The organism is Bartonella ancashensis, from assembly GCF_001281405.1.
In the GTDB taxonomy this organism is placed as follows: domain Bacteria; phylum Pseudomonadota; class Alphaproteobacteria; order Rhizobiales; family Rhizobiaceae; genus Bartonella; species Bartonella ancashensis.
This window is the reverse complement of record NZ_CP010401.1, coordinates 685,964-702,397: the sequence shown is the minus strand read 5'-3', so window position 1 is coordinate 702,397 and position 16,434 is coordinate 685,964. Positions and strand designations below refer to the sequence as shown.

Annotated in this window: 12 protein-coding genes; all 12 read right to left on the bottom strand. The window is 39.4% G+C overall.

The window, feature by feature from the left end:
* Positions 1-424: 424 nt before the first annotated feature.
* The 12 genes from ileS to PU02_RS02985 all read right to left on the bottom strand — a co-directional run bounded on the left by ileS (position 425) and on the right by PU02_RS02985 (position 16,333).
* Positions 425-3,340: an isoleucine--tRNA ligase gene (ileS, locus tag PU02_RS03045; RefSeq protein ID WP_053944026.1), complete on the bottom strand. Its 2,916-nt coding sequence runs from the start codon at positions 3,338-3,340 to the stop codon at positions 425-427.
* A 241-nt stretch (positions 3,341-3,581) separates the two neighbouring features.
* Entirely contained in the window at positions 3,582-4,421 is an 840-nt protein-coding gene (locus PU02_RS03040; protein ID WP_053944025.1) for an outer membrane protein, read from the bottom strand.
* A 146-nt stretch (positions 4,422-4,567) separates the two neighbouring features.
* Positions 4,568-5,602 carry an outer membrane protein gene (locus PU02_RS06830; protein WP_053944024.1) on the bottom strand — a complete coding sequence of 345 codons (1,035 nt, stop codon included), beginning with the start codon at positions 5,600-5,602 and terminating at the stop codon, positions 4,568-4,570.
* Between the two features lie 691 nt (positions 5,603-6,293).
* Positions 6,294-6,914, bottom strand: a complete 621-nt coding sequence (locus tag PU02_RS03030; protein WP_053944023.1) for a ribonuclease D — start codon at positions 6,912-6,914, stop codon at positions 6,294-6,296.
* Positions 6,886-8,301, bottom strand: a complete 1,416-nt coding sequence (locus PU02_RS03025) for a M20/M25/M40 family metallo-hydrolase (protein ID WP_053944022.1) — start codon at positions 8,299-8,301, stop codon at positions 6,886-6,888. Before PU02_RS03025 ends, PU02_RS03030 begins: the two co-directional genes overlap by 29 nt.
* A gap of 73 nt (positions 8,302-8,374) precedes the next feature.
* Positions 8,375-9,250, bottom strand: coding sequence for a bifunctional DNA-formamidopyrimidine glycosylase/DNA-(apurinic or apyrimidinic site) lyase (gene mutM, locus PU02_RS03020; protein ID WP_053944021.1), 876 nt, complete (start codon positions 9,248-9,250; stop codon positions 8,375-8,377).
* 91 nt (positions 9,251-9,341) lie between these two features.
* A complete protein-coding gene (locus PU02_RS03015; protein ID WP_053944645.1) occupies positions 9,342-10,592 on the bottom strand; it encodes an aminopeptidase in 1,251 nt (416 codons plus the stop codon).
* Positions 10,593-10,952: 360 nt separating this feature from the next.
* Positions 10,953-11,675 carry a phosphate signaling complex protein PhoU gene (phoU, locus tag PU02_RS03005; RefSeq protein ID WP_053944019.1) on the bottom strand — a complete coding sequence of 241 codons (723 nt, stop codon included), beginning with the start codon at positions 11,673-11,675 and terminating at the stop codon, positions 10,953-10,955.
* A gap of 22 nt (positions 11,676-11,697) precedes the next feature.
* The gene (gene pstB, locus PU02_RS03000; protein ID WP_053944018.1) at positions 11,698-12,456 is read right to left on the bottom strand and encodes a phosphate ABC transporter ATP-binding protein PstB; all 759 of its coding nucleotides are present in this window, start codon (positions 12,454-12,456) and stop codon (positions 11,698-11,700) included.
* A gap of 41 nt (positions 12,457-12,497) precedes the next feature.
* Entirely contained in the window at positions 12,498-13,790 is a 1,293-nt protein-coding gene (gene pstA / locus PU02_RS02995) for a phosphate ABC transporter permease PstA (protein WP_053944017.1), read from the bottom strand.
* Positions 13,787-15,247 carry a phosphate ABC transporter permease subunit PstC gene (pstC, locus tag PU02_RS02990; protein WP_053944016.1) on the bottom strand — a complete coding sequence of 487 codons (1,461 nt, stop codon included), beginning with the start codon at positions 15,245-15,247 and terminating at the stop codon, positions 13,787-13,789. The genes pstA and pstC overlap by 4 nt, the downstream gene beginning before the upstream one ends.
* Positions 15,248-15,286: 39 nt before the next feature.
* Positions 15,287-16,333 carry a PstS family phosphate ABC transporter substrate-binding protein gene (locus tag PU02_RS02985; RefSeq protein WP_053944015.1) on the bottom strand — a complete coding sequence of 349 codons (1,047 nt, stop codon included), beginning with the start codon at positions 16,331-16,333 and terminating at the stop codon, positions 15,287-15,289.
* Positions 16,334-16,434 lie beyond the last annotated feature (101 nt).

Here is a 16,434-nt window from a genome sequence, read left to right as displayed (position 1 = left end):
CGGAATTAGGTTTTTTTTGAAATATTTTTACACCATTCGCTTACTTAGCAACGAATACAATTCGTATCAGCTTTCAATATCTCGAAAAACCATCTAGACGGCAGAGACCACATTATTTCTGTCTCTTTATTGACTCTTCTATCGTTTTTTGTTCTATCCACCGGTTAAAAATCTTGCACGATCAGCACAAGAACACTCTATTATCTTCCTATTTTTTTCAAATGGTAGATATCTTTGTCATTAACATTTTGTTGACTGAGCTTTTTTCATCTCCCAAATATCCGATTTCAATATTTTTAGAGATCCCACTCTAAAATATATAACTTACTATTCTTTTAAAACAAAAAATCACACAAAAATAGCCCAAGTAATTACAAAATTACGCACACTCAATATACCAAAATTGCACTTACTTAATGTTAATTCAAATTTTTCCGAGTGCCCGCAATTCTCGTAAAGCAGCGGCATCACGAATAGAAACATCCGGATAATCTGGATCACTCCCGACATCCTGAGTATAACGCCACGATCGAGCACACTTCACACCCACAGCTTTTCCTGGAAATACACCGACACCTTCAACATCGCTTAAAACAAAAGCATTTGGTGGAGGAACATCCTGAATGATCGTAAACGCACTCGTGATACAAATTTCTGCCATATCTAAATTTTCTAGTGCTTTTAATAAAACAGGATCAGAAACAAAAACGGTAGGAGAAGCTTCTAAGGACGAACCAATACGCTTATCTGCCCGTTCCAATTCTAAAGCACCCGTAACAGCTCTACGAACCTTTTTGATTTTTTTCCAACGTTCAGCTAAAAGTTCATTTTTCCACTCTGCCAAAGCAGGGCGGAATTGCTCCAAATGTACTGAATAGCTTTTCGGATAGCGCTCCAACCAAGCTTCTTCCATAGTAAAAGGTAACATCGGAGCAAGCCACGTCACCATACGATTAAAAATTTCACGCACAACTTGCAAAGCAGCCTTACGCTTTTCCGATGATGGCGCATCGCAATAAAGAGAATCTTTACGAATATCAAAATAAAACGCCGATAATTCAGTAATTGAAAAATCTAATAATGCACGCATAATCTTTTTAAAATCAAACTGATCATAAGCTTTATGGACTAATTGATCGAGTTCATAAAGTTGATGCAATATAAATTTTTCAAGATCTGGCATAACACAATAAGGCATTTCTTCACCTTCATCATGTGATAAAGTGCCAAGCATCCATCGAATAGCATTACGTAACTTCCGGTACGAATCTATATTTGTTTGGAGTATTGTTTTACCCAAACGCTGATCTTCCCAATAATCAGTTGTCATTACCCAAAAACGAAAAATATCAGCGCCAGATGTCTTAATAATTTCCTGCGGGACAACAGTATTTCCCAAGGATTTAGACATCTTTTTGCCATTCTCATCTAAAGTAAAGCCATGCGTAACAACCGCTTTATAGGGCGCACAAGCATAAGTTCCACAACTCTCCAAGAGAGAAGATTGAAACCAACCACGATGCTGATCTGAGCCCTCGCAATAAACATCTGCAGGCCATTTTAAATCAGAACGCTGATCCAAAACAAAATTGTGCGTTGTACCAGAATCAAACCAAACATCTAAAATATCACGCACTTGGTGCCAGGATTCATGAGAACGAGAACCTAAAAAGCGCTCACGTGCTCCTTCTGCAAACCATGCATCCGATCCTTCCGTTTTGAAAGCTTCCAAAATGCGTTCATTTACTTTTTTATCCTTTAAAATAAGACCATTTTCATTTACAAAAATACAAATTGGAACCCCCCAAGCACGCTGACGAGAAAGCACCCAATCAGGACGATCCGCTATCATAGAAGCCAAACGACCCTGACCTAAAGAAGGCACAAAGCGCGTTGCTGAAATAGCCTCTAGTGCCCGACTCCGCAATGTTGAACCATCACCGAGATCTTTATCCATTGCAATAAACCACTGCGGTGTATTACGAAAAATAACTGGCTTCTTTGAACGCCAACTGTACGGATATGTATGTTTTAAACGACCACGTGCAAATAACCTATTTCCCTGAATTAAAACGTTGATGACCTCCTTATTCGCATTCCCCATCTTTCCGCTATCATCAATAACACGAGCAGCACCTCCTTCACGATCTGGCCCAAAACCAGGAGCATCCTTCGTGTAAAAGCCAGCATCATCAACAAGAAAGGGAATTGCCGAATCAACACCCTCCTTCTCCAACACAGGCTTATAGGAATTCCAAATCTCAAAATCTTCACGACCGTGACTGGGCGCCGTATGCACAAAACCCGTACCAGAATTATCTGTAACATGTGAACCATCGAGCATCACAATCTTATAGTTGTAGCTCCCAGCAAAACCCTTTAGCGGATGAGAAAGGATTAGAGATCCCAATTCTTCGGAAGAAACACAGCGCAAATGCTTCAAAACAAGTTTCGCTTTTTCTGCACAATCCTTCGCCAAAGCATCAGCAAAAAGTAATCTTTCTCCAACTTGAGGCCCAAAATCATTTTCTACATTCTCTACCTCATAAACACTATAAGAAATTTGTGACGAATAACTTACCGCACGGTTACCCGGTATAGTCCACGGTGTTGTCGTCCAAATTACAACAAAAGAACCATGCAAATCACTTGCAGAAGACTCACAGACAGGAAATTTAACCCAAATCGCATCCGATTCATGATCATGATATTCAACTTCAGCTTCAGCTAAGGCCGTACGTTCAACAACAGACCACATCACCGGTTTTGAACCACAATACAACTGATCAGACATAGCAAATTTCATCAATTCACCAGCGATACAAGCTTCTGCATGAAAGGCCATTGTTGTATAGGGATTCTTAAAATCACCTACGATTCCAAGACGCTTAAATTCTTCACTTTGAACAGTTATCCAATGTCGAGCAAATTCACGACACTCCTGACGAAACTCATTAATAGGTACATCGTCCTTATTTCTTCCTTGTGCTCGATATTTTTCTTCAATCTTCCACTCAATTGGAAGCCCATGGCAATCCCATCCCGGAACATAATTTGCATTAAAACCACGCATTTGAAATGAGCGAACAATAACGTCTTTTAAGACCTTATTGAGTGCATGGCCAATATGAATATTACCATTTGCATAAGGAGGACCGTCATGAAGAACATAAAGTGGACGTGTTTTTGCTTGCTGACGTAACCGGGCGTAGAGATCTATATCTTCCCATCGCGTCATTAATTCAAGTTCTTTTTGAGGCAAACCAGCACGCATAGGAAAATTTGTTTGTGGTAAATAGAGAGTTTTTGAATAATCCATCATTTTATTTTCCACAGCCATCGTGAAATACCCTCATCCACTTTTACAATCTCAATTATTCCGTAATTTTCTTAAATCTCACATACTCAGCTGCTCTATCACAATAAAGATCGAAGAAACAAGCAGTCCAAAAAGAAATCAAGAATACAACCCACACTTCAAGAGAGTATCACGAAACTACTTAAAAAAGAACCCTCAAAATAAATTCAAAAAATAAAGGCCCTGCAAAACAGGGCCCCTGATGTTCTAAAAGTTAAATATATTAAAATTTGTAAGCTATACCAACACGGAAGTCATTGGTTTTGTATTGCATATCAATTTCGTTATTTGCAAATTTCTTCTTACCAAGATCTGAATAGCGGTATTCTGTACGTAGAACAATGTTATCAGCAACTGCAAGATCAACACCTGCACCAACAGCATAACCAACCATCACCTTGGTTTCATCTGTCTTTTCTGCAAGATGAGGAGAAGCAACCTCTGCAGCAGGCTGCTCTGCAGTTTCATTTAAAACAAACTCACCAATACCCTGAATCTGCCCATAAGAAATACCACCTGTAATGTAAGGCATCATATTATCAAGAGAAAAACCTACACGCGCACGCGTAGAACCAATCCATTTTTCCTTAATTGTATAGCTATATAACGCAGAACCCCCACTATTTACACCAGCCCCGGACATCTCCTTACGAGCTTCTTCTCTAATCGCAGCCATAGTTTTTGTAAATAAAGACTTTTCATCCTTCTTACCAGCCCACATTAAATCAGATTCTGCTCCTACTACAATGCTGTTACCTAAATCAATATTTGCCCCTAAATATCCTCCCGCAAAAAAACCAGAAAGCTTAGGCGTAGCACTCTCAGGAACTGCTTCCCATCCATCACCGACGCTACGATCCAAACTTATTTTACTTGAAAAACCACCACCCTGAATCCCAAAATAAAGACTTCCCCAAGAAAAATATGGCAAATCATAAGAAGGAACAACAGCGGATGGTACAGCAGGGGACACTTCTTGCATAACGATAGTGTCAGCCGCCTGCACTACAGAAGATGAACCCAAAGCGATACCAAACAAAACACCAATATGTCTCATTTTCATAAATTTATCTCCGTAACAAATATTCAAAACGGACTCTATATAAGAGATCCAATTTTAAATATCTATAGTAAAAATGATACAATTGTAAAAAAAGGCCCTGCAAAGCAAGGCCTTAAATATTTAAATCTGTAATACGTTAAGATGTATTAGAATTTGTAAGCTACACCAACACGGAAGTCGTTAGTTTTATAGCTAACCTCAATGCCATCTTTTACAAATTTCTTTTTACCAAAATCGGAATAACGATATTCTGTACGTAAAATGATGTTATCAGTCATTGCAAAATCAACACCAGCACCAAGTGTATAGCCCAACATTGTCTTCTTATCGTTGGTTATGACACCCTCACCAAGCACTTCCATTGCTGCTGCATCTCTAGCAAAACCGCTTCTACTAGCACCGCCGCTTTCGCCGCCGCCACCGTTACCGCCGCTTTCGCCGCCACCACCGTTACCGCCGCTTTCGCCGCCACCGTTACCGCCGCTTTCGCCGCCGCCACCGTTACCGCCGCTTTCGCCGCCGCCACCGTTACCGCCGCTTTCGCCGCCACCACCGTTACCGCCGCTTTCGCCGCCACCACCAGCTGGAGTTTTCTCTCCCTTCAAAGAAACAGAACCAACGGCTTGCACCTGTGTATAAGCAAGACCACCAGTAATGTAAGGCATGATGCGATCAGCAGCAAAACCGATACGTACCCGTGTAGCACCAGACCACTTTTCTTTAAAAGCAAGAGTTTCAGATACTTCCTTAATTGTTCCAGGTGCTAGCTCAATATTATGTTCTTTAAATAACTCCACAAAAGCCTTCGCATCATCTTCACTGAGATCACGGGTTTTGGATGTTAACGTAGACTCTTTATTGGCCCAAACTATATCTGTATCAACGCCCAAAACGAGGCCACTGCCAAAATCTATATTAGACCCTGCGTAAAGACCACCAACAAAACCTGAAAGCTTTACATCACCAGGAAATACGAGCTCTGCCCCTTTATCAACAGCAGATAAATCTCCTTTGCCTGAAAAACCACCAAGTTGACCACCAACATACAAACCCGTCCAAGAAAAAGTAGGAGCGACAATAACCGGTGGCATTTCCTGAGGAATCATAACATCTGCCGCTTGTGCTACAGAAGCCGAAGCAAAAGCAAAAATAGACGCCGTCATTAAAGATTTTATATTCATAGTATACTCCATAAGTTAATGAGAAAACTATATAGGCTAACTTTTTAAATATCTGTAGTAAAAATGACACAGTTGCAAACAAAACAACAGAAACCTTATAAAAACAGGACTGTCTGCTAATTCAACATTAATAAGAGATTAAAATAAACCACACTAATACAGAAATTGCAGTCCATGAATTACCCAAATCCGCTTAATACTAATCTAGATAATTTCATTAACGTACCTATAAAATCATAGACTTGATATTCCCCAATTCTATGAGAACAATTTTAGAATCAATAACGCAAACAAAAATATTATATTCCTGCCCAATATTTGCACTAAAAATGGCTTTTAAAACCCGATTTTGTAGTCTTAGTAGAGAACAACAAAATCAAAACTAACCATCAGTACATATTATGATCAATACCCAACACCATACAAATAAATATTCTTGTAGCTTTTTTGATTTTTATAAAACCGGACTGTATCAAATCACTAACACAGCTTACCAGGGCTCTTCCAAAAAACTGAAACCCATTTTCTTGCAGCACTACAGCAGGAACACCATAAACAATCACACTCAGCAACTTAGCTATCAAAACAAAAACGGCTGAATGAAAATACACCTAAAAGCGTGAATAATTACCGAAGCGCATAAGTAATTTTCTCGGCTCTAAAAATCTTAAACAAAAATAAATTGTAAAGCTCAGCTATGTGCAAAAATATCAATCTCTGGCCACCCTAAAAGATCAAGTTCTGCCCTTATAGGTAAAAACTGAAAACATGCCTTCGCAATATCTTCTCGCCCCTCACGCTTTAAACGCGCCTCGAATACACTTTTTAAGCGGTGTAAATATAAAACATCTGATGCTGCATATTCAATTTGTGCACGAGACAAAGTTTCCGCCGCCCAATCTGATGATTGCTGTTGCTTAGAAATATTTATATTCAGTAACTCACTACAAATTTCCTTAAGACCGTGACGATCTGTATAGGTGCGAGTGAGCTTAGATGCAATTTTCGTACAAAAAACAGCATCTAACACAATACCAAATGTATGCATCAAAATAGCAAGATCAAAACGCCCGAAATGAAATATTTTAGTAATAGTCTTATTTTCAAGCAACTTAACCAAATTAGGCGCGCTATTTTGTCCCTTAGAAATCTGAATAATATCAGCTGTACCATCCCCTGAAGAAAGCTGAACCACACATAAACGATCCCGATATGGCTGCAACCCCAGAGTCTCAGTATCAACTGCAATAGCATCAACGCAATAATTATCTAAATTTGGTAAGTCACCTTGATGAACACGAATCTCTGTCATTAATTCTCCTATCTGCTAAAATTGTAAGGATACGCGCCCAAGACCTCTGCCCCTTATGAAAAGATTTCAGATTATATTTTTCATTTGGTGAATGAATACGATCATCCGCTAAAGCAAATCCAACTAAAATAGTTTCCATATCTAAAATTGACCGAAAATCACCAACTACTGGAATTGAACCACCCATAGCAATCAACACAGCAGGATGACTCCACTCTTGTGACAAAGCATCCTTCGTTGCTTCAATAAAGGGCGAATCATAAGGGAGTTGAATGGCTGGAGAAGCACCATGCTCCTTGAACTCAACAGTACAATCTGCAGGAATAAAACGACGCACATAATCACGAAAAATCTCACGTATTTTTTCTGGATTTTGCTTGTGAACTAAGCGAAAAGAAACCTTCGCACTTGCTTGAGATGCTATAACCGTTTTGAAGCCTTCACCTTCATACCCCCCACTAATACCGTTAACTTCAGCCGTAGGCCGAACCCACACTTGTTCTAAAATACTACGCCCTTTTTCACCAGAAGGAATAAAAAGTCCAACAGGACCTAAAAAATTTTCAGCATCACAATCGAGCTCACTCCATGATTGCAAAATTGGCAAAGGTGTTTCTTCCACACCATCGTAAAATCCAGGAAGTGTCACTTTTCCATCATCATCATGCAGACCTGCTAAAATTCTCGTCAAAATATGAATAGGATTAGCCGCCGCTCCTCCAAAATAACCAGAGTGTAAATCACAATTTGCTGCTGTGATGACGACCTCTTCACCCAATAATCCACGCAAAGAAACAGAAATTGATGGGGTATTAACATCCCACATTGAAGTATCACAAACTAATGCACAATCAGCTTTTAATTCATCAATGTGCTCTTTTAAAAAAGGACACAACGAAGAAGAGCCACTCTCTTCCTCACCTTCAAACAAAACTGTAACTTTAACGGGAAGCTGACCTGCTTCCTTCTTAAATGCACGACACGCCTCAACGAAAGTCATCAACTGACCTTTATCATCCGAAGCACCCCGAGCACAAATAACTTTCTCTCCATTTTGCTCTTCTAAATAAGGCTCAAACGGAGCGCTTTTCCATAAATTGAGTGGATCCACAGGCTGAACATCATAATGCCCATAGAATAACACATGCAAACAATCATCCGAAGGCCCCGGATGGTGTCCAACAACTATCGGATGCCCAGATGTATCATGTCTTGAAGACTCAAAACCCATACTCTTCAAATCTGCTACTAACCAATCAGCTGTTTTACGGCATGCATCTTTGTAAACTGGATCAGTGGAAATTGACTGAAAACGTAACAAAGAAAAAAGACGCTCAAGACTTTCTTCCATATTTTCATCAATATGCGTCAAAACTTTGTTAAGCACAAAAATCTCCTCATTTCTACGAAGGCCTGCAAATGACTTTAAGCTTATTATAAGATTTTGCAAGATAGCCTATTCATTTTTGACACTGTGGACAATAAAAGCTTGAACGCCCAGACTGCACAATGCGCACAATCAACGTACCACAGCGCAAACATTCCTTTCCTTCTCGTTTATAAACAGAAAAATACTGTTGAAAATAACCAAGCGAACCATCTGCATGAATATAATCACGCAAAGAAGATCCACCAGAAAGAATTGCGTCAAAAAGAACTTCACGTATATTTTGTGCTAAATCTTCTACTACATGGCATACATTTGCATCTTTTAACGCTAATGTCGATACACTTCGCTGAGGAGATAAACAGCTGCGCCAAAGAGCTTCGCAAACATAAATATTTCCAAGACCTGCAATAACGGATTGATCAAGCAAAGCTGTCTTGAGTGATACTTTTTTATTAACGAAAGTCCTTTGTAGGTAAGCGCCAGAAAATGCATCGCCTATAGGTTCAACACCCAAATTTTTAAGAAAAGGGTGCTCATTCAGCTTCATTGAATCTGCTAATACCATAAAGCCAAAACGACGAGAATCATTATAAATAAGGCGAAAAATCTCATTATTCTCTGTCTGAATGACCACAGTACAATGGTCATGTGCAACTGATCGCTGTACAATTGAAGGTTCTTTTCTTGGAAAGTTGCTCTCTGCACGCCACGACCCTGACATTCCCAAATGACTCAAAATTGTTTTGTTGTGTGAAAGATAGAATAATAAATACTTTGCACGCCTACCAACCCCTACGATTATCTCATCCGTAATTCGATTAGAAAATTCTTCAGGGAAAGGAAAACGTAGATTTTTACGGCCTAACGTAACAGACAAAATCTTTGAGCCAACTAAGATGGGATCAAGACCACGACGAATCGTTTCTACTTCAGGAAGTTCAGGCATCTTCTATATTAATCACAATACTTTTCAAATAAACCACCATTACAGAACAAACAGTTGGTATTATCAATACTAGCATCATCAAAACACATAACTAAACCCATTCTCCCTGGCGAAATATGGGAATTTTCATACCAGTTTGTGTAATACCATCTATGTCAATCTCACCAGATCCAATCATCCAATCAATATGAATCATGCTTTTATTGCCACCACGCATTGCAATTTCTTCTGCTGTTAACGATCCACCATCCAAAAAACACTTGGAATAACATTGCCCTAAGGCAATATGGCACGCTGCATTTTCATCAAACAATGTATTGTAAAAAAGTAACCCACTCTTAGAAATCGGAGAAGAATGTGGAACAAGAGCAACTTCACCCAATCTACTTGCACCTTCATCGCTTTGTAAAACTTGTTGTAAAACTTTTTCTCCCGCTGAAGCACTTGCACTAACAATACGTCCCGCTTCAAAACGCACCTCAATATTGTCAATAAGTGCTCCTTGGTAAGATAATGGCTTTGTTGAACGAACAAAACCCTCAACTTTATGGGCATGAGGCGTAGTGAATACTTCCTCTGTTGGAATATTAGGATTACAGATAATCCCATTTTGAGCAAGCGAAGCCCCTCCTTGCCACTCGTGCTCATCTGCCAAGCCAACAGTTAAATCAGTTCCAGGACCAGTAAAATGCAAAGCTGAAAAACGTTGTTCATTCAACCACGATGTCCGCTTTTTCAAGTTCCTATTATGTGCATTCCATGCATCTACTACGTTATCTTCTGTGATACGCGAAGCAGAAAAAATAGCATCCGCTAATTTTTTAATTGCTTCATCTGGTGATAGATCAGGAAAAACAACAGTAGCCCATCCTGCCGTAGGATAAGAAACTATTGACCAATTAATAGCAAAATTGGATATTTTTTTAAGAGCAGGCTGATACGCCATTGATGTCGCTTTACTTAAACGTGTTACCTTATTCGAATCTTGGTTGGAGAGAAGCAAAGGATTATCACCAACAATAGCTAAGCGCGCAGCACCATTTTCAAAAGCTTTCGCCATTCCTTCATAAAGCCAAGCAGGTGCACAATCAAAACTCGCAGTGCATGCATTTTCAAAACGCACAAGCGACAAATTTTCATCTCCTAAAATTGGTGTTACAACACCAGCACCAACTTTATATGCATGAAAAGCAATGCGCCGTACCAAAGGTAAAGCTTCAACGGGAGCGGTTAAAACAAGATCTTGTCCCTCTTGCAGATTAAGCCCTACTACCACGGCAACTTCCGCGAGGCGGTCAAGCATCTGAGATAAAAATGTTGTCGTGTGCGCATCAAAATGCATCATTAATATCCTTTTAAACCATGAAAATTATTCAATTTACGCCGTTCCTGCAATATTGCAACCACCATATGCAGTTTGTTGAATTGTAAAACAGATTTTGCATACACTTACACTGATTTTATGCTTCATCAAACAACACGATAAAACATGATTACTCAAATAGAAACCGCATCTAACTACATAATAACCAAAAAGAAAACACAGAACTGACCCCATATAGCTGTGCAATATTTCTAAAACAGACGTTTCTTGTGCTTTATTTCTATCCCCCAAATCCTTAGCAAATAACCAGCGAGAACCCAAAATGAATTTTCTCAGTGATGTACCAAAATACTGCCTGCTTAATCAAAGCGAACGTTCTTAATCCTTTTTCTTATCTTCTACTCTGACTTCATACACAGCATCATCACGAAAACGATCCGAAGACATATGATGCCCCGTTATAATATAATGCAACGTTTCAGCAATATTAGTTGCATGATCCCCAATTCTCTCAATGCTTTTCGCACAAAAAAGCAAATGAGTACACACTGTAATGTTGCGCATATCTTCCATCATATAAGTTAAAAATTCACGAAAAAGAGACGTATACAGAGCATCAATCTTATTATCACGGTCACGAACTGCATTAATAGGATCTAATAATCTATTAGTGTATGCATCCAACACTTCTGCTAACTGATTGAGTGCTAAAGTTGTAATTATTTCAAGACCACGGTAAAAAGTCGCAGGTTGACGTATTTCTGAAATAGCAATGGCTCTCTTAGCGATATTTTTAGCCATATCTCCAATCCGCTCAAGATCAGCAGAAATGCGAATAGCACCAACAATTTCACGCAAATCAACCGCCATTGGTTGACGCTTACATATAATGGTAATTGCTTTATCATCAATGTCACGCTCTGCTTCATCTAAAAATACATCATCCGCAATAACCTGAGCAGCTAATTGAAGATCATCCGAAATTATCGATGCTACAGAACTCTTAATCATTTTTTCTGCATGACGACCCATTTCTACAATCTTTTTTTCTAGATACTTCAACTCTGCGTCGTAAGAACGAACAGTATGGCTCATAAACATATCCTATATTCCTTAGTCTAACTTATCCAAAACGTCCCGTAATGTAATCTTGCGTGCGTTTTTCCTTCGGTGAAGTAAACATCATTTCAGTTTCACCAACTTCCACTAAATTTCCCAAATGGAACATCGCTGTATGTTGAGAAACACGTGCAGCCTGCTGCATCGAATGCGTTACAATAACAATTGTATAATTCTGCCGTAATGCATCAATGAGCTCTTCAATACGCGCTGTCGCAATCGGATCAAGAGCAGAACATGGTTCATCCATTAAAATAACTTCAGGATTCACCGCAATAGCACGCGCAATACACAAACGCTGTTGCTGCCCCCCTGACAAGCTTGTTCCCGCATCGTGAAGACGATCCTTCACCTCCTCAAATAACCCTGCTTGTATTAAACTTCTCTCTACTGCATCATGCAATTCGGCACGAGACCTTGTCAAACCATGAATCCGCGGCCCATAAGCAACATTTTCAAAAATAGACTTCGGGAAAGGATTCGGTTTTTGAAACACCATCCCAACACGTGCTCGTAACTCTACTACATCAATCGACGCATCATAAATATTTTTGTCATCCAAAGTGATAAGACCGGTAACTTCAGCTCCCTCAATTATATCATTCATACGATTAAAACAACGTAAAAAAGTTGACTTGCCGCAACCTGATGGGCCAATCAATGCAGTAACTTTATGTTCTGGGATATCAAGAGTAACACCATGCAGAGCTTCCTTCCCCCCATAAGATACTTTAACGTCTTGACCACGCATTTTGATTTTCATTACAAGCAAACCTCTATTTCAACATGTAAGCGCTTTTATAACTACCAACGTCGTTCAAACCGTCGCCGCAAAAGAACAGCTGCAAAATTCATGATAGCTAAAAAAATCATCAATACAATGATAGCACCCGATGTTTTTTCAACAAAAGCGCGTTCTGCTTCGCTAGCCCACATAAAAATTTGAACCGGTAAGGCAGTAGCTGGGTCCGTCAGTGAAACAGGAATATTCGCAACGAAAGCAACCATTCCAATTAAAAGCAATGGAGCCGTTTCTCCCAATGCACGCGCTAAACCAATAATTGTTCCTGTCAAAATACCGGGAATAGCCAACGGAACAACGTGGTGGAAAATCATTTGTGTCTTCGATGCTCCCAACCCCAAAGCTGCTACGCGAATAGAAAGTGGAACAGCTCGCAGAGCAGAACGTGTGGCAATGATAATCGTTGGCAACGTCATAAGAGTTAAAACCAATCCACCAACACAAGACGCTGAACGTGGTAACCCCAAAAAATTAATAAAAACAGAAAGCCCTAAAAGACCAAAAACAATCGAAGGAACCGCTGCAAGATTATTGATGTTAATCTCTATTAAATCTGCCCATTTATTTTTATGGCTGTATTCTTCAAGATAAAGAGCCGTTGCCACGCCAATGGGTAATGAAATTACTAAAACAATAATCATCATATAAAAGGAACCAATTATCGCAACACCTAAACCTGAAGTTTCAGGACGACTTGATGCACCGAGCGTGAAAAAACCATAATTAAATGATTTGCGAAGCGAGCCATCGTGAATTAAGCGTTTCATCCACTCTATTTGCTTATCGGAAACCCTACGATTCTTTTCCGCAACACGTAAATCAATATGCCCTTTATATGCTGAATCAATATCTGCTGCAGCCAAAATTCTCATTGTCTGCGTTGTCCCGATTAAACTTGGATCTTTCGTTACCATATCACGCAATTGAATATGCACACTATTTGAAAACATACGACCAACATCACGCATTAATGCTCTATCATTAAGATCCACCCCAAGCTTTATAGCTAACGAGTTGCGCACAAGAGGGATATAATTTGCAGTTTTCAGTACTTTCGAATCAATTACACGCTGCTGACTGGGATCAATTATTTCTTCATCAAAATAAACTGATAATGTAATTTCACTTTGCAAAAAAGCCGTGTAACCTCGACTAATTACCGACCATAAAAGGACGGTTAAAAAAAATAAACCAATGAAAATAGCCATTAAACCGTAAGCACGAAAACAACGTTCAGCCCAATATCTACGTTTTAGATTAACATCACGATGTTGAGAAAAAAATCCTTCTCTCATTCATAGCGCTCCTGATATTTACGCACAACATAAAGGGCAACAATGTTTATAAAAAAAGTAAGAACAAAAAGTGTCATCCCTAATGCAAAAGCAACGAGAGTCTGCGGTGAATCAAACTCAAAATCACCTGTTAATTGGTTGACAATCTTCACTGTCATCGTTGTCATTGCCTCAAATGGATTAATCGTCAAATGTGCAGCCACACCTGCTGCTAAAACAACAATCATTGTTTCCCCGATTGCACGCGACGCTGTTAACAAAATCGCCCCCATAATCCCAGGAAGAGCAGCTGGTATTACAACCTTTTTAATCGTTTCAGACTGCGTTACCCCTAAACCGTAGGATCCCTCACGTAAAGCATTCGGAACAGCCGTAATGACGTCATCTGAAAGGGACGATACATATGGGATCAACATAATCCCCATCACCAAACCAGCAGTTAAAACACTTTGCGCCATGATAAAATAAACTCCGCCGGAAAGAGCAATGGCAATATCACGCAAAAAAGGACCTACAACCATTAAAGCAAAAAAGCCGTAAACAATCGTTGGAATACCAGCAAGTGCTTCTAACAATGGTTTGATAATTGACCGTGAACGGGCAGAAGCATATTCCGCCATGTAAAGGGCAGAAAACAACCCAACCGGGACAGCAAAAAGCATCGCTACGAATGCAATATAAAGCGTCCCGACTAAAAGCGGTATCATACCAAATTGCCCTATCTTACCTCCAGAATCAACAGCAGAAAAGCGAGGGTCCCAAACCGTTCCAAAAAAGAAATTAGAAAATGATACAAACTTAAAGAAATGGACCGTTTGAAAAAATAATGAAAGCGTAATACTTACCGTTATCAAAATTGCTATCGTAGACGCACAAATCAATCCAATGACAATTAAACGTTCAATTTTATTACGCGCACGCTGTCGTGGATTCACATGCATAATTCCAAAAATGAAACCACAAAATGCAATCATGAAAAATAAAATACAACCAATAAATTTCAATTTCATAGAACGAGCATGCCATTCTTGTGCCACCTGTAGCACATAATCTGAAATTCCTTCAGGAAAAACAAAACTCTTCTGAGCCAGCTGTGCCTGCACATCATCGTAAGAAACTGTAGAAAAAATACCTTTATGAGAATCAGCTGTTTTAACCATACTACGGATAGTCATCCACATGAGATCACGATCAACAGATTCTGCTGTGCGCCCCACAAATACGTCAATTTCCCGTGAAGCATGACATTCTAAATAAATCGCACTCCCACTGTTCCAGCATATAAAAAAAATAGAGGCTGGAAAAATGCTCATCAAAAGTGTCCACCAGCCATAATAACATGCGCGAGAATGCATCCTGAATCCTTTCAGTTCAAGATGACGAGCGCGCGCATAGGAAACGAAAAAGCCAATAACACTCAGGGCTAATAATGGAAGGATAGCGAGAAAAACAAGCATATTATCTTTCAATGTTCACAAATAGGGTAACTCAGAAAATCATCTCAAAGTCATCACTGTTCCAACAGAAAAAGAAGCACGTTGCATTTCCTGCTCTCTTTCAGAGGCAACAATCAAACCATACTCAGCTAATAAACCATCTACACCAATCATTTGATCAGAAAGGAAAAACTCAACATATTCCCATAACCCTGGTACAGTATCTAAATGAACCTTCTTAACATAGAAAAAAAGTGGACGAGAAACTGGATATTGACCGTTAGAAATTGTTTCAACATTTGGTTCAACATTGTTTATGTATACAACCTTAAGTTTATCAGCGTTATTTTTATAAAAGGACCAACTAAAAACACCTATACCCATCTTATGAGACGTTAATCGGGTGAACGTTTCAGAATAATCCCCATCGATATCAATAGCCTTCCCATCCTTACGTACGGCAATACAAGCCGCATTAATCTCCTTATCATTCATCCCTAAGGATTTCATTTCTTCGACAGCTCCACTATCCTTACAGCCCACAATCAGCAATTTTTCTTCAAAAATCTCGCGCGTTCCATGTTTTTCACCAGGAATGTAAACTACAATATCCCGACTGGGGAGAATATTGTTGACTACGTTCCATTTCATCACCTTGTTGGGTTGTAATTTTCCATTAACAATAACCCGAGCTGCAAGAGCTTTATAAATATCAACAGGCCGCAAATTCCAGTCAAAACCACTGATATCTGTTGCAAGAACAATACCATCATATCCGATGCGTATTTCTTCAACATCCTTTACACCAGCATCAAAACAAGATTGTAGCTCACCTACCTTCATTGCTCGTGAAGAATTTACAATATCAACTGTATTGTATCCGAGACCACGGCAAAACTCTTTAATACCAGAACCTGAACCTCCGGATTCAATAATTGGAGTCTTAAATTTGGGGTAAACCTCTCCAAATGTTTCAGCTACAATCTTCGCATAAGGCAAAACCGTGGACGAACCTGCTATCTGAATTTGATCACGGGCACTACTAGCATCAACCAGTGCCACAACCGCAAGAACCAGTCCAACTCCAACGGACAACAATCTACTCATCCACAAATTCCCTCATTGAAATAAAGGTATCCTCTACTAGTACCATTGTAGCAACCTAAATTCTAGTCTACATCTGTAGCATAACACATATAATCAAATCA